The organism is Enterobacter sp. EC_64, assembly GCF_019584165.1.
GTDB classification, from domain to species: Bacteria; Pseudomonadota; Gammaproteobacteria; order Enterobacterales; family Enterobacteriaceae; genus Enterobacter; species Enterobacter roggenkampii.
Genome location: NZ_VDAS01000042.1, coordinates 1 through 18,945 on the forward strand (window position 1 = coordinate 1; position 18,945 = coordinate 18,945).

16 protein-coding genes and 2 pseudogenes are annotated in these 18,945 nt (G+C 51.3%); 13 read left to right on the forward strand and 5 right to left on the reverse strand.

What is annotated here, in order from left to right; all coding sequences use genetic code 11:
- The first annotated feature begins 394 nt into the window (after positions 1-394).
- Positions 395-1,009, forward strand: coding sequence for a thymidine kinase (gene tdk, locus FHC52_RS21095; protein WP_008502782.1), 615 nt, complete (start codon positions 395-397; stop codon positions 1,007-1,009).
- Positions 1,010-1,077: 68 nt separating this feature from the next.
- Here tdk and adhE read toward each other — a convergent pair whose 3' ends face one another.
- The gene (gene adhE / locus FHC52_RS21100) at positions 1,078-3,756 is read right to left on the reverse strand and encodes a bifunctional acetaldehyde-CoA/alcohol dehydrogenase (protein WP_008502783.1); all 2,679 of its coding nucleotides are present in this window, start codon (positions 3,754-3,756) and stop codon (positions 1,078-1,080) included.
- Between the two features lie 478 nt (positions 3,757-4,234).
- Between adhE and FHC52_RS21105 the strand changes: the two genes are divergently transcribed.
- The 7 genes from FHC52_RS21105 (at position 4,235) to FHC52_RS21135 (ending at position 12,121) form a co-directional block, all read left to right on the forward strand.
- Positions 4,235-4,882 (forward strand): YchE family NAAT transporter, encoded by a 648-nt coding sequence (locus tag FHC52_RS21105; RefSeq protein ID WP_021240330.1) that lies wholly within the window; start codon positions 4,235-4,237, stop codon positions 4,880-4,882.
- Between the two features lie 771 nt (positions 4,883-5,653).
- Positions 5,654-7,285, forward strand: a complete 1,632-nt coding sequence (gene oppA / locus FHC52_RS21110; protein WP_008502785.1) for an oligopeptide ABC transporter substrate-binding protein OppA — start codon at positions 5,654-5,656, stop codon at positions 7,283-7,285.
- 84 nt (positions 7,286-7,369) lie between these two features.
- Positions 7,370-8,290: an oligopeptide ABC transporter permease OppB gene (gene oppB / locus FHC52_RS21115; RefSeq protein ID WP_008502786.1), complete on the forward strand. Its 921-nt coding sequence runs from the start codon at positions 7,370-7,372 to the stop codon at positions 8,288-8,290.
- Between the two features lie 12 nt (positions 8,291-8,302).
- Complete coding sequence (gene oppC / locus FHC52_RS21120) at positions 8,303-9,211, forward strand: oligopeptide ABC transporter permease OppC (RefSeq protein ID WP_008502787.1); 909 nt, start codon at positions 8,303-8,305, stop codon at positions 9,209-9,211.
- A gap of 11 nt (positions 9,212-9,222) precedes the next feature.
- Complete coding sequence (locus FHC52_RS21125) at positions 9,223-10,236, forward strand: ABC transporter ATP-binding protein (protein WP_220420247.1); 1,014 nt, start codon at positions 9,223-9,225, stop codon at positions 10,234-10,236.
- Positions 10,233-11,237 (forward strand): murein tripeptide/oligopeptide ABC transporter ATP binding protein OppF, encoded by a 1,005-nt coding sequence (gene oppF / locus FHC52_RS21130; protein ID WP_220420248.1) that lies wholly within the window; start codon positions 10,233-10,235, stop codon positions 11,235-11,237. The genes FHC52_RS21125 and oppF overlap by 4 nt, the downstream gene beginning before the upstream one ends.
- Positions 11,238-11,251: 14 nt before the next feature.
- Entirely contained in the window at positions 11,252-12,121 is an 870-nt protein-coding gene (locus FHC52_RS21135) for an ion transporter (protein ID WP_220420249.1), read from the forward strand.
- Positions 12,122-12,152: 31 nt separating this feature from the next.
- On the opposite strand, the gene FHC52_RS21140 is transcribed toward FHC52_RS21135, so the two are convergent.
- Positions 12,153-12,482: an HI1450 family dsDNA-mimic protein gene (locus FHC52_RS21140; protein ID WP_006810881.1), complete on the reverse strand. Its 330-nt coding sequence runs from the start codon at positions 12,480-12,482 to the stop codon at positions 12,153-12,155.
- A 33-nt stretch (positions 12,483-12,515) separates the two neighbouring features.
- Positions 12,516-13,976: a cardiolipin synthase gene (gene cls, locus FHC52_RS21145; RefSeq protein WP_008502791.1), complete on the reverse strand. Its 1,461-nt coding sequence runs from the start codon at positions 13,974-13,976 to the stop codon at positions 12,516-12,518.
- Positions 13,977-14,120: 144 nt separating this feature from the next.
- Here cls and FHC52_RS21150 point away from each other — a divergent pair, with 144 nt between their 5' ends.
- Together FHC52_RS21150 and leuE are read left to right on the forward strand one after the other, a co-directional pair.
- Positions 14,121-14,294: a YciY family protein gene (locus FHC52_RS21150; protein WP_021240326.1), complete on the forward strand. Its 174-nt coding sequence runs from the start codon at positions 14,121-14,123 to the stop codon at positions 14,292-14,294.
- Positions 14,295-14,405: 111 nt separating this feature from the next.
- Positions 14,406-15,041 (forward strand): leucine efflux protein LeuE, encoded by a 636-nt coding sequence (gene leuE / locus FHC52_RS21155; protein ID WP_008502792.1) that lies wholly within the window; start codon positions 14,406-14,408, stop codon positions 15,039-15,041.
- A 109-nt stretch (positions 15,042-15,150) separates the two neighbouring features.
- Here the strand turns inward: leuE and FHC52_RS21160 are convergent.
- Both FHC52_RS21160 and FHC52_RS21165 read right to left on the reverse strand, forming a co-directional pair.
- Positions 15,151-15,434 (reverse strand): annotated as a pseudogene (locus tag FHC52_RS21160) (tyrosine-type recombinase/integrase); the annotation flags it as partial.
- Positions 15,435-15,868: 434 nt separating this feature from the next.
- Complete coding sequence (locus FHC52_RS21165) at positions 15,869-16,600, reverse strand: hypothetical protein (RefSeq protein ID WP_106105790.1); 732 nt, start codon at positions 16,598-16,600, stop codon at positions 15,869-15,871.
- 375 nt (positions 16,601-16,975) lie between these two features.
- Here FHC52_RS21165 and FHC52_RS22850 point away from each other — a divergent pair.
- The 3 genes and pseudogenes from FHC52_RS22850 to FHC52_RS21175 all read left to right on the forward strand — a co-directional run.
- A pseudogene (locus tag FHC52_RS22850) lies at positions 16,976-17,086 on the forward strand (phage tail protein); the annotation flags it as partial.
- Complete coding sequence (locus FHC52_RS21170; protein ID WP_128299423.1) at positions 17,083-18,252, forward strand: phage late control D family protein; 1,170 nt, start codon at positions 17,083-17,085, stop codon at positions 18,250-18,252. The pseudogene FHC52_RS22850 and the gene FHC52_RS21170, both read left to right, overlap by 4 nt.
- Before the next feature lie 76 nt (positions 18,253-18,328).
- The gene (locus FHC52_RS21175) at positions 18,329-18,550 is read left to right on the forward strand and encodes a DNA-binding transcriptional regulator (protein WP_128299424.1); all 222 of its coding nucleotides are present in this window, start codon (positions 18,329-18,331) and stop codon (positions 18,548-18,550) included.
- Positions 18,551-18,945 lie beyond the last annotated feature (395 nt).

The following is an 18,945-nucleotide window of genomic DNA, read 5'->3' on the forward strand; positions in this document are numbered from 1 at the left end:
TCTAAATAGGCTGATTCAAGGCATTTACGGGAGAAAAAATCGGCTCAAACATGAAGAAATGAAATGACTGAGTCAGCCGAGAAGAATTTCCCCGCTTATTCGCACCTTCCTTAGTTCTCACCCCTGGTGTTAAGCCTGAAATAGTTAATAAATAGTGAATCTTAAAGAACACGGATTCCACTATAAAAAGAAGTGTTATGTTTGGTTGAACTTATAACCTCGTCGCCTGGCTGAATGCGTTTACTTCATGTTTTAACGGGTTATTTTGTTAAACAGACGGTACTGAACGCCGTACTGAACCGCATCCTCTGTGCGCTGCATCGCTGATGACCAGACAAAATATGGTACAATGACTCATCGGGAATATTACACATTGATTAGGGTTTTACGGCCAATGGCACAACTTTATTTCTACTATTCGGCAATGAATGCCGGGAAATCCACCGCGCTGCTGCAATCCTCGTACAATTACCAGGAGCGAGGGATGCGTACCGTTGTTTATACGGCGGAAATTGACGATCGCTTTGGCGCGGGGAAGGTGAGCTCCAGAATAGGGCTCTCGTCGCCTGCAAGGCTGTTTAACCCGAAAACCGATCTGTTTGAAGACATTCGTGCAGAACATGCTGCGCAGCCCATTCATTGTGTCCTGGTCGATGAAAGCCAGTTTCTGACGCGTGAACAGGTCCATGCCCTGTCAGAGGTAGTCGATGAGCTTGATATCCCCGTGCTGTGTTATGGCCTGCGCACGGATTTCCGCGGCGAGCTTTTTGAAGGGAGCCAGTATTTGCTCGCCTGGTCGGATAAACTTGTCGAACTGAAAACGATCTGCTTTTGCGGTCGTAAAGCCAGTATGGTACTTCGTCTTGACCAGGCCGGGAAACCTTATGCAGATGGCGAGCAGGTGGTGATAGGCGGCAATGAACGCTATGTTTCGGTCTGCCGTAAGCATTATAAAGAAGCGCTGTCTGTAGGCTCGCTGACGGCGATTCAGCACGACAACAGAAAATAACGTCTGGCTTATTATTCAGACATAAAAAAACCCGCCATAAAGGCGGGTTTTTCATCTGCTGATGTCAATTAAGCGCTTTTCTTCGCTTTCTTGTCAGCTTTGATGACAGAGGCTTCTGTTTTCACAGCGGCAACGTCACCTTCTTTGAACTCACGACCGTAGTAGGTATCCAGCAGAATCTGTTTCAGCTCGGAGATCAGTGGGTAGCGCGGGTTAGCACCAGTACACTGGTCATCGAATGCATCTTCAGACAGCTTATCTACGTGAGCAAGGAAGTCAGCTTCCTGTACGCCCGCTTCACGGATTGACTTAGGAATACCCAGTTCAGCTTTCAGGCTTTCCAGCCATGCCAGCAGTTTCTCAATCTTGGCAGCAGTACGGTCACCCGGTGCGCTCAGACCAAGGTGGTCAGCGATTTCAGCATAGCGACGACGTGCTTGTGGACGGTCGTACTGGCTGAAAGCAGTCTGCTTGGTTGGGTTGTCGTTAGCGTTATAACGGATAACGTTGCTGATCAACAGGGCGTTCGCCAGACCGTGAGGAATGTGGAACTGTGAGCCCAGTTTGTGCGCCATTGAGTGGCAAACACCCAGGAAGGCGTTGGCAAACGCGATACCGGCGATGGTTGCGGCACTGTGGACACGTTCACGTGCTACAGGGTTTTTAGACCCTTCGTTGTAGGACGCTGGCAGGTTTTCTTTCAGCAGTTTCAGAGCCTGCAGAGCCTGACCGTCAGAGAACTCAGATGCCAGTACAGAAACGTAGGCTTCCAGGGCGTGAGTTACCGCATCCAGACCACCGAATGCACACAGTGACTTCGGCATCTCCATAACCAGGTTCGCATCAACGATAGCCATGTCTGGCGTCAGCGCATAGTCAGCCAGTGGGTATTTCTGACCGGTTGCATCGTCTGTTACTACCGCGAATGGCGTGACTTCTGAACCGGTACCGGAAGTGGTGGTGACCGCGATCATTTTCGCTTTTACGCCCATTTTCGGGAACTTGTAGATACGTTTACGGATATCCATAAAGCGCAGCGCCAGTTCTTCGAAGTGAGTTTCTGGATGCTCGTACATCACCCACATGATTTTCGCGGCGTCCATTGGGGAACCACCACCCAGTGCGATAATCACATCAGGTTTGAAGGAGTTAGCCAGTTCAGCACCTTTACGTACCACGCTCAGGGTTGGGTCAGCTTCAACTTCGAAGAACACTTCAGTTTCGACGCCAGCCGCTTTCAGCACAGAGGTGATCTGGTCAGCGTAGCCGTTGTTGAACAGGAAACGGTCAGTCACGATGAGCGCACGTTTGTGGCCATCAGTAATCACTTCATCCAGCGCGATTGGCAGAGAGCCACGGCGGAAGTAGATAGATTTCGGAAGTTTGTGCCACAACATGTTTTCAGCTCGCTTAGCAACGGTTTTCTTGTTGATCAGGTGTTTTGGACCAACGTTTTCAGAGATGGAGTTACCACCCCAGGAACCACAACCCAGAGTCAGGGAAGGTGCGAGTTTAAAGTTGTACAGGTCACCGATACCACCCTGAGAAGCAGGGGTGTTGATCAGGATACGTGCGGTTTTCATCATCTGACCGAAGTGAGCAACACGCTCTGGCTGGTTATCCTGGTCAGTGTACAGACAAGAGGTGTGACCGATACCGCCCATGGCAACCAGCTTCTCCGCTTTCTCTACCGCCTCTTCGAAATCTTTCGCACGGTACATGGCAAGCGTAGGAGACAGTTTTTCGTGTGCGAACGGCTCGCTTTCGTCAACAACTTTCACTTCACCGATCAGGATTTTGGTGGTTGCCGGAACGGTAAAGCCTGCGAGTTCAGCAATTTTGTAGGCTGGCTGACCCACGATAGCGGCGTTCAGCGCGCCATTTTTCAGGATAATGTCCTGAACCGCTTTCAGCTCTTTGCCCTGCAGCAGGTAGCCGCCGTGGCTGGCGAAACGTTCGCGAACCGCGTCATATACGGAATCCACAACCACAACAGACTGTTCAGATGCACAGATTACACCGTTATCGAAGGTTTTAGACATCAGTACAGACGCGACAGCACGTTTGATGTCAGCAGTTTCGTCGATAACAACAGGGGTGTTACCCGCGCCCACACCGATAGCCGGTTTACCGGAGCTGTATGCAGCTTTAACCATGCCAGGACCACCGGTCGCCAGAATCAGGTTAATGTCCGGGTGATGCATCAGCGCGTTGGAGAGCTCAACAGAAGGTTGGTCGATCCAGCCAATCAGGTCTTTTGGTGCACCCGCAGCGATAGCAGCCTGCAGGACGATATCTGCAGCTTTGTTGGTCGCGTCTTTCGCACGTGGGTGTGGAGAGAAGATGATTGCGTTACGGGTCTTCAGGCTAATCAGTGATTTGAAGATAGCGGTAGACGTTGGGTTAGTGGTCGGAACGATACCGCAGATAATGCCGATAGGTTCAGCGATGGTGATAGTACCGAAGGTGTCGTCTTCAGACAGCACGCCACAGGTTTTCTCATCTTTATAGGCGTTGTAGATATACTCTGAAGCAAAGTGGTTTTTGATCACTTTATCTTCAACGATACCCATGCCGGATTCGGCAACGGCCATTTTAGCGAGAGGGATTCGAGCATCTGCAGCAGCCAGTGCGGCCGCGCGGAAGATTTTATCAACCTGTTCTTGGGTGAAATTGGCATATTCACGCTGGGCTTTTTTCACGCGCTCGACGAGGGCGTTCAGTTCAGCGATATTAGTAACAGCCATAATGCTCTCCTGATAATGTTTAAACTCTTTTAGTAAACCAGCGCTCGATACGTCACACAGTATAGACAGAGCCGATAGCACTTGCGTAACACAAAATAAAACAAAGAGTTACTTTCTACACCAGCACACTAATTTACTAAAAGAGCCTTACCTTAGCATCATCCCTTTTTGGCAGGTGGCCTCCCTGGGGGTGTAACCAAGATTACTCACTTCTGAGTACGGAAATCATGATCTGCGTCAATTTTCCCCTAAGCTGATACCTTTCAGCAGGGTTATTTCGTGCTGATTTTTCCAGTGTTAAATAATTACGTAAGTATTGGAAGCGGCACTATCATTGATTATACAAATGTTTAACATCCTGAAATGATAACGTTTTGGTACAGATTTCAAGTGAAGTATGCTGATAAAAAGGGTATCTTCAGCGCGATTTCTCATGACAAATTGTCAGTCCAGGGCATATGTATAAGCGGAGCAAAACGTGATCCAAACGCTCTTTGATTTTCCAACGTATTTTAAATTTTTTATTGGTTTGTTTGCCCTGGTCAACCCGGTGGGGATCATTCCTGTCTTCATTAGTATGACGAGTTACCAGACAGCGGCGGCCAGGAATAAGACCAACCTCACCGCTAACCTGTCGGTGGCGATCATATTGCTCACCTCTCTTTTTCTGGGTGACGCCATTCTCCAGCTTTTCGGGATTTCGATAGATTCTTTCCGCATTGCAGGTGGGATCCTGGTGGTGACCATCGCCATGTCCATGATCAGCGGTAAGCTGGGCGAGGATAAGCAGAATAAACAAGAGAAGTCAGAAACCGCCATCCGCGAAAGCATTGGCGTGGTGCCGCTGGCCTTACCGCTGATGGCCGGTCCTGGGGCCATCAGTTCAACCATTGTCTGGGGCACGCGTTATCATAGCCTGATGCACCTGATTGGCTTTTCCGTGGCTATTGCCATTTTTGCGCTCTGCTGTTGGGGCGTGTTCCGCATGGCACCCTGGCTGGTGCGCTTGCTGGGTCAGACGGGCATCAACGTCATTACGCGTATCATGGGCCTGTTGCTGATGGCGTTAGGGATCGAATTCATCGTAACGGGTATTAAAAGCATTTTCCCCGGATTATTGCATTAATACTTCATATGAAAGAACGGAGCGACGGCTCCGTTTTTTTTACGTGATTATCAGCAAATCATATAACTAAAGTTGAAATGCTCACATATCATAATAAATTCTACTAATAATGTTCATTTCTTGTATTTCAATAGGTTATTAATTCCGCCTTACCCCGCCTGCGCAGAAAATCTTCGATCGCTCTGTTATTTTACTCACATGATACTCTGGGGCTTGCTGAGAGATAACCGAAATGATATTAGTAATTTCAACATTCCCCTAGATGAATGTGCTAAATAATAACCAGTTGTTAAATTTTTGTACAAAATCACGCGATGATAGCGCAGCGACGCGCTTGTAGAGAAAATTTTCTCTATCCTATTGAATATCATGTCTTTATAGTGATGTTCGATGTCCGGCAGGGCTGCCCTCAACGATACGGTACTCACCGTAAAAGAGAATTGCTTAACAAATTTGCAAAATGTATTGGCGCACGATTACGCCATTTGATACTTTCCGGCCTAATATTTTGCAGCATAAAACAATCAGATGAGAATTATTTTCATATGGTTCTCATCCCGGATATCCAGAACAGGTCTCAAACAGGGGAGGCCTGTAAAGAATCGACGCAAGACTGCCATACGAGCGGTCAGTAATAAAAAAGTCGGTGATAGCAAGCAGTAAAAGAAGAACCTGACAGCAGCAAAAAAAACTCCTGCGCTGTACAGGCCCCAACAGGGGATTACACAGCTGGCGAAGGCCAGTCATTATAATGAGTGGAGTATCAACACAATGTCCATCATCACAAAAAAAAATCTGGTAGCGGCGGGGATTTTAACTGCGCTAATCGCGGGAAACGCTGCAATGGCTGCGGACGTTCCTGCAGGTGTTCAGCTGGCGGAGAAGCAGACGCTGGTGCGTAACAACGGTGCGGAAGTTCAGTCTCTTGACCCGCACAAAATTGAAGGTGTTCCTGAGTCTAACGTTAACCGCGACCTGTTCGAAGGCCTGCTGGTCACTGACGTAGACGGCCACCCGGCACCGGGCGTGGCAGAAAAATGGGAAAACAAAGATTTCAAAGTCTGGACCTTCCATCTGCGTAAAGATGCGAAATGGTCCGACGGTACGCCGGTCACGGCTGAAGATTTCGTTTATAGCTGGCAGCGTCTGGCGAATCCAACGACCGCCTCTCCGTATGCGAGCTACCTGCAATATGGCCATATTGCCAATATTGATGACATCATCGCGGGCAAAAAACCGATCACCGATCTGGGCGTTAAAGCGATCGATGCCAATACCTTCGAAGTCACGTTGAGCGAACCTGTTCCGTACTTCTATAAGCTGCTGGTTCACCCGTCCGTCTCCCCGGTACCAAAATCCGCCGTGGAAAAATTTGGTGAAAAATGGACCCAGCCTGCCAATATCGTGACCAACGGCGCCTATAAGCTGAAAGACTGGGTGGTCAACGAGCGTATGGTGCTTGAGCGTAACCCGCAATACTGGGACAACGCTAAAACCGTGATTAATCAGGTGACCTACCTGCCAATTTCTTCCGAAGTGACTGACGTCAACCGCTACCGCAGCGGCGAAATCGACATGACCTATAACAACATGCCGATTGAACTGTTCCAGAAGCTGAAGAAAGAGATCCCGAAAGAAGTTCACGTCGACCCGTACCTGTGCACCTACTACTATGAAATCAACAACCAGAAAGCACCTTTCACCGACGTACGTGTTCGTACTGCGCTGAAGCTGGCACTGGATCGCGATATCATCGTGAACAAAGTGAAAAACCAGGGCGATCTGCCGGCATACAGCTATACCCCTCCATACACCGATGGCGCAAAACTGACCGAGCCAGACTGGTTCAAACAGACGCAGGAACAGCGTAACGCAGAAGCGAAGAAACTGCTGGCCGAAGCGGGCTATACCGCCGATAAGCCGCTGACCTTCAGCCTGTTATACAACACGTCCGATCTGCACAAAAAACTGGCTATCGCCGTCGCCTCGATCTGGAAAAAGAACCTGGGCGCGAACGTGAAGCTGGAGAACCAGGAGTGGAAGACCTTCCTCGACAGCCGTCATCAGGGCACCTTTGACGTGGCGCGTGCCGGCTGGTGTGCGGACTATAACGAACCGACCTCCTTCCTGAACACCATGCTGAGCGACAGCTCAAACAACACCGCGCACTATAAGAGCCCGGCGTTTGACAAGCTGATTGCCGACACGCTGAAAACCACTGACGAAGCACAGCGTACTGAACTGTACTCTAAAGCTGAGCAGCAGCTGGATAAAGATTCCGCGATCGTTCCGGTTTACTACTACGTTAACGCCCGTCTGGTGAAACCGTGGGTAGGTGGGTACACCGGTAAAGACCCGATGGATAATATCTACGTTAAAAACTTGTATATTATCAAGCATTAATGGCAATGAGTGGGGCGGGCGTGCTCGCCCCACGGTGTCTAACCAACGTCACATTATATAGGCACACGCCAGAAGGTACGGGCAATGTTGAAATTTATCCTACGTCGCTGTCTTGAAGCGATTCCAACGCTATTTATTCTCATCACGATTTCCTTCTTCATGATGCGCCTTGCGCCGGGAAGTCCATTTACCGGTGAGCGTACGCTGCCGCCAGAAGTGATGGCGAATATCGAAGCGAAATACCACTTAAACGATCCTATCTCTACCCAGTACTTCAATTACCTGAAGCAGCTGGCCCACGGTGATTTTGGACCGTCATTTAAATATAAAGACTATTCCGTTAACGACCTGGTGGCGTCCAGCTTCCCGGTTTCGGCGAAATTGGGTGCAGCGGCATTCATTCTGGCCATTGTTTTCGGGGTCACCGCAGGCGTCATCGCCGCGCTCAGACAAAATACCAAATGGGATTATGCCGTAATGGGGGTGGCAATGACCGGGGTAGTCATACCCAGCTTCGTTGTCGCGCCATTACTGGTGATGATATTTGCCATTACGCTGAAGTGGCTGCCTGGCGGCGGCTGGAACGGCGGGGCATTAAAGTTCATGATTTTGCCGATGGTGGCATTATCCCTGGCGTACATCGCCAGTATCGCGCGTATCACCCGTGGTTCAATGATCGAAGTGCTGCATTCGAACTTCATTCGTACCGCGCGCGCGAAAGGGCTGCCGATGCGTCGGATTATCTTCCGCCACGCGCTCAAACCGGCGCTGTTGCCCGTGCTCTCCTACATGGGACCAGCATTCGTCGGGATCATCACCGGCTCGATGGTTATCGAAACCATTTACGGCCTGCCGGGCATTGGCCAGCTGTTTGTTAACGGCGCGCTTAACCGCGACTATTCGCTGGTACTGAGCCTGACCATTCTCGTCGGTGCGCTGACCATTCTCTTTAACGCTATCGTCGATGTGCTGTATGCCGTCATCGACCCGAAAATCCGTTACTAACTGGAGCACGCCATGATGTTGAGTAAGAAAAACAGCGAGGCGCTGGAAAACTTCAGTGAAAAACTGGAAGTGGAAGGTCGTAGCCTCTGGCAGGACGCGCGTCGTCGCTTTATGCACAACCGCGCGGCGGTGGCGAGTCTGGTGGTGCTGGTGATCATCGCGCTGTTTGTGACCCTGGCCCCGATGCTGTCGCAATTTACCTATTTCGACACCGACTGGGGCATGATGTCCAGCGCGCCGGATATGGAGTCTGGCCACTATTTTGGCACGGACTCATCCGGACGTGACCTGCTGGTGCGCGTCGCTATCGGCGGGCGTATCTCGCTGATGGTCGGGATTGCTGCCGCGCTGGTGGCGGTGATCGTCGGGACGCTCTATGGCTCACTGTCCGGCTACCTTGGCGGCAAAGTGGACTCGGTGATGATGCGTCTGCTGGAAATCCTGAACTCCTTCCCGTTTATGTTCTTCGTCATCCTGCTGGTGACCTTCTTTGGTCAGAATATCCTGTTGATCTTCGTGGCCATCGGGATGGTGTCATGGCTGGATATGGCGCGTATTGTTCGCGGCCAGACGCTGAGCCTCAAACGCAAAGAGTTTATCGAAGCCGCGCAGGTCGGCGGTGTCTCTACCGGGAATATCGTGGTTCGCCATATCGTTCCTAACGTGCTGGGCGTGGTGGTGGTCTATGCCTCACTGCTGGTACCAAGCATGATCCTGTTTGAATCCTTCCTGAGCTTCCTCGGTCTGGGTACGCAAGAGCCGCTGAGCAGCTGGGGCGCGCTGCTGAGTGACGGTGCAAACTCAATGGAAGTGTCACCGTGGCTGCTGTTATACCCGGCGGGTTTCCTGGTCGTTACCCTGTTTTGTTTTAACTTTATCGGCGATGGCCTGCGTGATGCCCTCGACCCGAAAGACCGTTAAGGAGCGCCGTCATGACAATGATTGAAACGGCAACCGCGCCACAGGCGCAGCAGCGGAGCGACCTTCTGCTGGACGTAAAAGATCTTCGCGTCACCTTTAAGACCCCGGACGGGGATGTGACCGCCGTGAACGATCTCAACTTCAACCTGCGCGCGGGTGAAACGCTCGGTATCGTGGGGGAATCTGGTTCCGGTAAATCCCAGACCGCCTTTGCGTTAATGGGCCTGCTGGCCGCTAACGGTGTGATTGGCGGTTCCGCGAAATTCAACGGTCGTGAAATCCTCAACCTGCCGGAGCAAGAGCTGAACAAGCTGCGCGCCGAGCAGATCTCGATGATTTTCCAGGATCCGATGACCTCGCTGAACCCGTACATGCGCGTCGGTGAGCAGCTGATGGAAGTCCTGATGCTGCACAAAGGTCTGGGCAAAGCCGAAGCCTTTGAAGAGTCGGTCAAAATGCTCGATGCGGTGAAAATGCCGGAAGCGCGCAAGCGTATGCGCATGTTCCCGCACGAGTTCTCCGGTGGTATGCGTCAGCGCGTGATGATTGCGATGGCGCTGCTGTGCCGGCCAAAACTGCTGATTGCCGACGAACCGACCACCGCGCTGGACGTTACCGTTCAGGCGCAAATCATGACCCTCCTGAACGAGCTGAAGCGTGAGTTCAACACGGCGATCATCATGATCACCCACGACCTGGGCGTGGTGGCGGGCATCTGTGACAAAGTGCTGGTCATGTATGCCGGTCGTACCATGGAATACGGCAAGGCGCGCGACGTGTTTTATCAGCCAGCGCATCCTTACTCGATTGGCCTGCTGAACGCGGTGCCGCGTCTCGATGCGGAAGGGGAATCCCTGCTGACCATTCCGGGCAACCCGCCAAACCTGCTGCGCCTGCCGAAAGGCTGTCCGTTCCAGCCGCGCTGTCCGCACGCGATGGAAATCTGCAACAGCGCACCGCCGCTGGGAGAGTTTGCACCAGGCCGTCTGCGCGCCTGCTTTAAGCCGCAGGAGGAGCTGGTATGAACGCATTAGATGAAAAACGTAATGTCCTGCTCGAAATTGCTGACCTTAAGGTGCATTTCGACATCAAGGACGGCAAACAGTGGTTCTGGCAGCCGTCGAAGACCCTGAAAGCGGTGGACGGCGTCACGCTGCGCCTGTATGAAGGGGAAACCCTGGGCGTGGTGGGCGAGTCCGGCTGCGGTAAATCGACCTTTGCGCGCGCCATTATCGGTCTGGTAAAAGCCACCGACGGCAAAGTGGCCTGGCTGGGTAAAGATCTGCTGGGCATGAAGCCCGACGAGTGGCGCGACGTGCGCAGCGATATCCAGATGATTTTCCAGGATCCACTGGCGTCATTAAATCCGCGTATGACCATCGGTGAGATTATTGCCGAGCCGCTGCGGACCTATCATCCGAAGATGTTCCGCCAGGAAGTGCGCGATCGCGTTAAGGCGATGATGCTGAAAGTTGGGCTGTTGCCTAACCTCATCAACCGCTATCCTCACGAGTTCTCTGGCGGTCAGTGTCAGCGTATTGGTATTGCGCGCGCCCTGATCCTCGAACCGAAGCTGATTATCTGTGATGAGCCGGTTTCCGCGCTCGACGTCTCTATTCAGGCGCAGGTGGTTAACCTGCTGCAGAAGCTGCAGCGCGAAATGGGGCTGTCGCTGATCTTCATCGCGCATGACCTGGCCGTGGTGAAACACATCTCTGACCGCGTGCTGGTGATGTATCTGGGGCACGCCGTGGAGCTGGGCACCTATGACGAGGTGTACCACAATCCGCTGCACCCTTACACCAAAGCGCTGATGTCGGCGGTGCCGATCCCCGATCCCGATCTGGAAAAGAATAAGACCATCCAGCTTCTGGAAGGGGAATTGCCTTCACCGATTAACCCGCCGTCGGGCTGCGTCTTCCGCACGCGCTGCCCTATGGCCGGGCCGGAATGTGCGAAAACGCGGCCGGTTCTGGAAGGCAGTTTCCGACATGCGGTTTCCTGCCTGAAAGTAGACCCGTTATAATCGCAAGGGCTGACATGATGTCAGCCCTTATTTTTTGCGAGGTCACTGTGTCGCGTTTATTCACGTCAGCCCGTCGGCGGCTTTATCATGTTTTATTCGATCCTGAAACGGTATCCGGACGGCGCTTCGAGGGTCTTTGTGGTTTATTTGCGCTCCTCAGCGTGGTTATCATCTTTATTGAATCGGGTGCCGGGACGCAATACCACCTGACGTTTGACGAATGGCATGTCTTTGTCTGGCTTGAGCTGGCGATTACCCTGGTGTTTACCGCTGAATATCTCCTCCGAGTGATTGCCTGGCCTAACCCGGCCCGATATGTTTTCAGCTTCTGGGGATTTATCGATTTAGCCACCATTCTGCCGCTCTACGTCATGTGGCTGTGGCCGGAAATCAGCCTGAGCTATGTCTTTGCCTGGCGAGCGATGCGCGTTATTCGCGTATTACGTATTCTGAAATTACTGCGCCTTATGCCCTCACTGCGCATATTCTGGAGCGCAATCGTCAGCGCCCGTCATCAGCTTATTCTGTTCTATTCGTTTATTGCCATTGTCATGATTGTTTTTGGCGCACTGATGTATCTGATTGAGGGGCCGAAATATGGCTTTACGACGCTCAATGCGTCCGTCTACTGGGCGATCGTGACCGTAACGACCGTGGGGTACGGGGATATCACGCCCCATACGCCGCTGGGGCGAATTGTGGCCTCAGTGCTGATTTTGATTGGCTATTCGGTCATTGCCATTCCGACCGGGCTGATTACCACGCACATGAGCAGCGCATTTCAGAGCCGCAAGCAGCAGCGCAAATGTCCGCGATGTCATCAGGGGGAACATGAACTCAACGCGCGTTTTTGTCACCGCTGCGGAAATCCGTTGCCGGAGTAAATAAAAAAGGCTGCAATCGCAGCCTTTTTTATTATTCGCGCCAGAGAATATGGCACAGCTTGTGGTCTTTCTCACGGCAGAGCAGGACGCGAGCGAAGATATCATTAATTTCGCCACCGTCTTCATCGGCCAGCCCGATCACCACTTCGGCGAAGAAGTCAGGGTTCAGGTCGAAATCCACATGCTCAGCCCAGTCTTCTGAAGGGTCGAACAGTTCGGCACCGCCGCGCTCTTCGAACTGCAGATTAAAGAGGATCACGTCTGCGGGATCGAGGTTATCAACCGCCAGTTCGAGAAAAATGTCATAGGCCTGCTCGAGCGTTTCGTCTTCGGTCAGGCGATTGTTCAGATCCATTTCCATGATGACTACCTGTTTAACATCGTTGGGCACGTTTTACAGCAACGGACTAAAGAAGTAAAACAGTCGTTCGGCAATTCTCTGCCACAGCGGACGTTTTACCCACAGTCTGGCATCCAGCAGCCGCGAGCGGGAGATATAATCATCCTGCACCGCCGCGAGATCGCCGCCAAAGCCGGCATCATCAATAACCAGCGTGATTTCAAAGTTGAGCCACAGGCTGCGCATATCCAGGTTCACCGTTCCCACCAGGCTTAACTCGCCGTCGACAAGCACGCTTTTGGTGTGGAGCAATCCACCTTCGAACTGGTAGATCTTCACCCCTGCAGCCAGCAGTTCGCTAAAGAATGCCCGGCTGGCCCAGCCCACCAGAAGGGAGTCATTTTTGCGCGGCAAAATAATGCTCACATCGACGCCGCGCTGCGCCGCGGTACAGATCGCGTGCAGGAGGTCATCGCTGGGAACAAAGTAGGGCGTCGTCATGATCAGATATTCACGCGCCGAGTAGGTCGCCGTCAGCAGCGCCTGATGAATCAAATCCTCCGGGAAGCCCGGCCCGGAAGCAATGGTATGAATAGTGTGACCGCTGGCCTCTTCAAACGGCATAATATTGCCGTCCGGTGGTGGCGGGAGGATGCGTTTGCCGGTCTCTATCTCCCAGTCGCAGGAGTAGACGATGCCCATCGAGGTGGCAATCGGCCCCTCCATGCGCGCCATCAAATCCACCCACTGGCCCACGCCCGAGTCCTGTTTAAAGAAGCGCGGGTCAACCATGTTCATGCTGCCGGTGTAGGCAATATAGTTATCGATCATGATCATTTTACGGTGCTGACGAAGGTCCATCCGGCGCAGAAACACGCGCAGGAGGTTAACCTTCAGCGCCTCGACCACTTCGATACCGGCATTGCGCATCATCCCTGCCCAGGGACTGCGGAAAAATGCCACGCTGCCCGCAGAGTCAAGCATCAGACGGCAGTGAATGCCGCGTCGCGCCGCGGCCATCAGGGATTCCGCGACCTGGTCAGCCATCCCGCCGGGCTGCCAGATATAGAAAACCATCTCGATATTATGACGCGCCAGCTGGATATCGCGGATTAACGCCTGCATAACGTCGTCGGACGAGGTCAGCAACTGGAGCTGATTACCCTTAACGCCGCCAATCCCCTGACGGCGCTCGCACAGCTTAAACAGTGACGAGGCGACGCTGCTGTTCTCCTCGGCAAAGATATGCTTGCAGGCTTTAAGGTCGTTCAGCCACTTCGCGGTGGAGGGCCACATGGCGCGGGCCCGCTCGGCGCGGCGTTTACCGAGATGAAGCTCACCGAAAGAGAGATAGGCGATAATTCCCACCAGCGGCAGGATGTAGATGATCAGAAGCCAGGCCATGGCAGAGGGTACGGCTCTGCGCTTCATCAGGATGCGTAACGTCACACCCGCGATTAACAGCCAGTATCCCAAAATGACCAGCCAACTCACCACGGTGTAGAAGGTTGTCATAGGTAAAAAAATCCTTTTGAAAGCGTATTGTTATGAGTGTACGCATCAGGATTCATCTGGCAAATAAAAACGCCAGGTAATAACGCTGGTTTGCAGCCGGGTTGGGTTTATAATGGCGTCTCTGTTTGAGAAAGAGTTGTAGACATGAAGCGCAGTAGAACAGAAGTAGGGCGCTGGCGCATGTTGCGACAGGTGAGTCGTCGCAAGGCTCGTTGGCTGGAAGCACAATCCCGCCGCAATATGCGTATTCACGCCATCAGAAAATGTGGAATGACCCGGCACCGCAACGCGTTGCTGTTCGCCGTCCAGGATATCTGAGTACCATGAGGGCACCGTAATGGTGCCCGCTGATTTTATAGGATCTGATTTTTGGGAGTAGCGTGGTTGCAGCGCTATTCCTGTTGTGTTGAGCAAAAGGAGGGAGAAGAAGTGTTTGCGGAGTTTGGCGTACTGAATTTCTGGACGTATGTTGTTGGCGCGTTTTTTATCGTGCTGGTACCGGGGCCGAATACCCTGTTTGTGCTTAAAACTGGAATTGGACACGGCGTTAAAAAAGGGTACCTGGCCGCCACGGGTGTATTTATCGGCGATGCGGTGCTGATGTTTCTTGCCTGGGCGGGCGTCGCGGCATTAATCCAGACCACGCCGGTACTGTTTAATATCGTGCGCTATCTCGGCGCCTTCTACCTGCTGTGGCTGGGCGGCAAAATGCTCTGGTCGGTCATTACCCGCCAGAATCACGCTCAGGAAAGCGGCACCGAGCCTGCCAGCACGATCATGAAACGTTCGCTGGTGCTGAGCCTGACGAATCCAAAAGCGATTCTGTTCTACGTATCGTTCTTTGTTCAGTTCATCGACGTGAATGCGCAGAACACCGGTACCTCTTTCCTTATCCTCGCGACGACGCTTGAGTTGATAAGCTTCATGTATATGAGCTTCCTGATCTTCTCCGGTGCGTTTGTCACGCGCTATCTCAAAACGAAAAAGAAACTGGCAAAGCTGGGGAACGGGCTGATAGGGCTGCTGTTTGTCGGGTTTGCGGCGAGGTTAGCGTCGCTGCATTGATTGATGAAAGGCTCCTGCGGGAGCCTTTTTAATGTCTGGCGTAACTTGAAAGCCGCGCCAGACAAGGCTTCACGTTTTACTACTAGCAGTCAAAAGCCATAAAAAGCGGCTAGGGTGTGGACACATTGTGGACACTCTGACCACCATTAGCACCCTTCAACGGGTTAAGCGAAATCGCGTCCTGCAAGTACTGAGGAGCGAAGTGCGCATAGACCATTGTCTGAGCAATTTTTGTATGACCTAAGATCCTCTGCAGTGTGATGATGTTGCCTCCGTTAATCATAAAGTGCGTGGCGAAAGAGTGTCGTAGCGCATGTGTTGCTTGTCCGGCCGGTAAATCGGGCTTAACACTTTGAGGGTTCGCCTGAATTCAGCATAACTGGCCTCAGGAAACTTCCTAGCATATTGAAACGCTATTCCGGTTCGAAAGTGGCGGGGATTTATGAAGAAGCAATGGATAAGGTGGGTATAAAATAGAACAATGTTGATTATATTCGTAAGGATGGCTGCTAAATGTACAAAATACTCCGAAAAATCCCGCAGCATAAGAGCGAAAATATAAGGCCTATGGCGCTAATATACCTATCTCAGCGATAAATAATTAATTAAAACCTGATGTCCGTCGAGCTGGTAGGTTGTGCCGAAATTGTAATGGGTAATTACGGGCGGCTGCATGAAAACAACAGTTAGAAAATTAAGTCGCTCACACCAGCGAGAGGTCCGATAATCCCGTTGCCAAATCGACCATAGGAAACACCGCCGGTGCTGAAGCTCGTTTTCAGTACTGGCGGGGTTGAACAGTTCGCACCGCGAGGAGTTAATTTATGTTATTTATCAAAGAACTCCAGGAGGGTAACGCCGTTAGCTCCAAGACTGACAAGACCTTCAACACTATTAATTGATGAGATTGTCTTTTTCAAAATGTTCTTAAGTTTAGAGCCTTCTTCTGTCGTGGTCACGACTTGATTAAATGACTCAGACATGCAAGCATGTCCCATAGTTGCCTCTGTTGCAGAAATTATTGGTTCAATACCTGTTATTTCATAATCGTCAAAAGCCCTTATCATATTATTAACATAATGTAATATTTCTTTTTTAAGCTCTATTGAGAAATCAGAATTGATTATCGAATCCTTCAATTCTAACAATTGTTGCTTTATATCAATTAATTGCTCATCTTTGATTTTTCCAATTTCCCCCTTAGTTTTGAATAATAAAGAGATCATGCCTAAATCATTTAATGCAGCGTCAGATATTCTTTGTGTGGCATTTGGAAGAGGTTCGACAAGGCTTAATTGTGCAAAGAACTTATCAACACAGGGTCTCCAGTTTGGTGCGGTAATTTCATCATCAGGGAAATAATCTTGTAATGCATCCTCTATTTTTTTAGGCAAGCTCATAAGTTTAGAGATCTTATCCCATAATAAAATTTGATTATCTTTAGTATGTTCTAACTCAAACGCTACCAATAAGGCATTTTTTACTATTAGGTTAGTATTTTGGTCTTTGAGGCTGATGAAAAAATTTCGTAATGTCAGTGCTGAGTTGTCTATGTACATGAAAAAATCCTAAAACATAAGATGCTAATAAACTTGATTATTGGGGTCAATCATCTGTGCATGTGTATGCTGCATTAAAATGCATTTTATTAGGTCCTCTCACACTTCATATAGTATCAGGGCTTATGCGGTCTAAGCCTATTCGTGCATCTGCATTAAAACCCCCCATGAAGCGGGCAGGCGAGGCGGGGATAACACTGAGCGCCAGACTTGGTGACAGGATTTATTTTGCGCGTCTGTGCGCGTCGTGGCGGCGTGCTGAGCGGTGAGGTTGAATCGTGCCGGCGGCGGGGTTACGTGGCGTCTGGTGAGCTCTGAGGAAGTGCCGCCCGAAGATGGCATTTTAACGGGGATTACTCGGCCTCGATGTTGTAATCCTTAAAGCGGATCGACAAATCGCTGGCGGCCATGTACGGCGACCTGAAAACGCAGGCCGACAATCTGGTCACGTCAGCCGGTGACTGGCTAGGAGGGCTGGCAGGATGATTACGGGAATGGATATTCAGACCGGGGCGAAGATTGCCCCGGCGTTTATGCTCACGCTCGACGGTGCGGATATTACGCAGAATTTCAGCGATCGACTTATCAGTCTGACCATGACCGACAATCGCGGATTTGAAGCCGACCAGCTCGATATCGAGCTCGACGACACCGACGGGCTTGTCGAGTTGCCACCGAGAGGCGCAAAGCTGACGTTGTGGTTAGGCTGGCAGGACTCCGCCTTGTTGAATAAGGGGAGTTTCACGGTCGACGAAATCGAGCACAGGGGCGCACCTGATACGCTGACCATCCGAGGGCGCAGCGCCGATTTTCGCGGGACGCTGAACTCGCGTCGGGAACAGTCATGGCATGACACCACGCTCGGGCAAATTGTGGAGACGATTGCGGCACACAATAAACTGACGGCCAGCGTGGCCGACACGCTGAAAGCCGTCGTAGTGCCTCATATTGACCAGTCGCAGGAATCCGACGCGGTGTTTCTGTCCCGCCTGGCTGAACGGAACGGGGCGTCGGTTTCGGTAAAAGCGGGGAAACTGTTATTCCTGAAAGCGGGGAGCGGTAAGACTGCCAGCGGGAAGCCCATTCCGCAGATAACGCTTGAGCGCGGCGACGGCGATCGTCATCAGTTTGCCATTGCTGACCGGGAAGCCTACACCGGCGTGTCGGCAAAATGGCTGCACACCAAAGACCCGAAGCCGCAAAAGCAAAAGGTGAAGCTCAAGCGTAAGCCCAAAGAGAAGCACCTCCGCGCGCTGCAGCACCCGAAAGCGACCAAAGCCCCGGCAAAGACTAAAGCCCAAAAAGAGCAGGAAGCACGCGAGGGTGAGTACATGGCCGGTGAGTCTGACAACGTGCTGGAGCTTACAACCATCTACGCGACAAAGGCGCAGGCTATGCGCGCCGCTCAGGCGAAGTGGGACAAGCTGCAGCGAGGCGTTGTGGAGTTTTCAATCTCGCTGGCGATTGGCCGGGCAGATTTATTTCCTGAAACGCCAGTCGCGGTGAAAGGGTTTAAGCGCGTCATAGACGATCAGGCGTGGATAATCAGCCGGGTGGTGCATAACCTCAACAGCAACGGCTACACGACGGGCTTAGAGCTTGAGGTTAAGGTTTCGGATGTGGAGTACGAAAGCGAAGAAATAACGCAGTGATTTGTTTTTATGTGTTTGTTATATAAGGATAAAGTGGGTAAAATTAACGCATCGGAAATTAAATGAGGTGCTCGCCATGTTTCACTGTCCAAAATGCCATTTTGCCGCTCACGCCCGCACAAGTCGCTATTTTACTGACACGACCAAAGAGCGTTATCACCAGTGCACTAACATCAACTGCAGCGCAACGTTTGTAACAACTGAGACGGTAGAACGATTTATCGTATCGCCGGGGATAGTCGTACCAGCGACTCCGCACCCTACATCATCCGGCCAGCAACAAATCCACTGGCAGTGACCAAAAAAAATAGCCCACATTAATTGGGCTATACTCAGAATGTTAAACAAGAAAAGTAAACAGACTTATAGCTAACTCTCTACTTTTATTTCCGAAACGGGGAATAATTTATTTTCTGAAAGATCGGAGTTTTTGAGATATTTCAAAATATAATCCTCTTTTTCGTTAGGAAACAAATCGGATGCTTTCAATTGACTTGAGGATTTAAAATTTGGACCCAGCCTTACTTTTATTCCCAAGTATCTTGCGCAATAATTTCGCGCTAAATTTCCAGCTCCCCCTAGGGAAGGTGCGAACAAGTCCCTGATATGAGATCATGTTTGTCATCTGGAGCCATGGAACAGGGTTCATCATGAGTCATCAACTTACCTTCGCCGACAGTGAATTCAGCAGTA

Excerpts from the sequence above, each read along its gene's own strand:
- tdk (WP_008502782.1), top strand. The coding sequence starts at position 395 with ATGGCACAACTTTATTTCTACTATTCGGCAATGAATGCCGGGAAATCC.
- adhE (WP_008502783.1), bottom strand. The coding sequence starts at position 3,756 with ATGGCTGTTACTAATATCGCTGAACTGAACGCCCTCGTCGAGCGCGTG.
- oppA (WP_008502785.1), top strand. The coding sequence starts at position 5,654 with ATGTCCATCATCACAAAAAAAAATCTGGTAGCGGCGGGGATTTTAACT.
- oppB (WP_008502786.1), top strand. The coding sequence starts at position 7,370 with ATGTTGAAATTTATCCTACGTCGCTGTCTTGAAGCGATTCCAACGCTA.
- oppC (WP_008502787.1), top strand. The coding sequence starts at position 8,303 with ATGATGTTGAGTAAGAAAAACAGCGAGGCGCTGGAAAACTTCAGTGAA.
- FHC52_RS21125 (WP_220420247.1), top strand. The coding sequence starts at position 9,223 with ATGACAATGATTGAAACGGCAACCGCGCCACAGGCGCAGCAGCGGAGC.
- oppF (WP_220420248.1), top strand. The coding sequence starts at position 10,233 with ATGAACGCATTAGATGAAAAACGTAATGTCCTGCTCGAAATTGCTGAC.
- FHC52_RS21135 (WP_220420249.1), top strand. The coding sequence starts at position 11,252 with ATGATGTCAGCCCTTATTTTTTGCGAGGTCACTGTGTCGCGTTTATTC.
- FHC52_RS21140 (WP_006810881.1), bottom strand. The coding sequence starts at position 12,482 with ATGGAAATGGATCTGAACAATCGCCTGACCGAAGACGAAACGCTCGAG.
- cls (WP_008502791.1), bottom strand. The coding sequence starts at position 13,976 with ATGACAACCTTCTACACCGTGGTGAGTTGGCTGGTCATTTTGGGATAC.
- FHC52_RS21150 (WP_021240326.1), top strand. The coding sequence starts at position 14,121 with ATGAAGCGCAGTAGAACAGAAGTAGGGCGCTGGCGCATGTTGCGACAG.
- FHC52_RS21165 (WP_106105790.1), bottom strand. The coding sequence starts at position 16,600 with ATGTACATAGACAACTCAGCACTGACATTACGAAATTTTTTCATCAGC.
- FHC52_RS21170 (WP_128299423.1), top strand. The coding sequence starts at position 17,083 with ATGATTACGGGAATGGATATTCAGACCGGGGCGAAGATTGCCCCGGCG.
- FHC52_RS21175 (WP_128299424.1), top strand. The coding sequence starts at position 18,329 with ATGTTTCACTGTCCAAAATGCCATTTTGCCGCTCACGCCCGCACAAGT.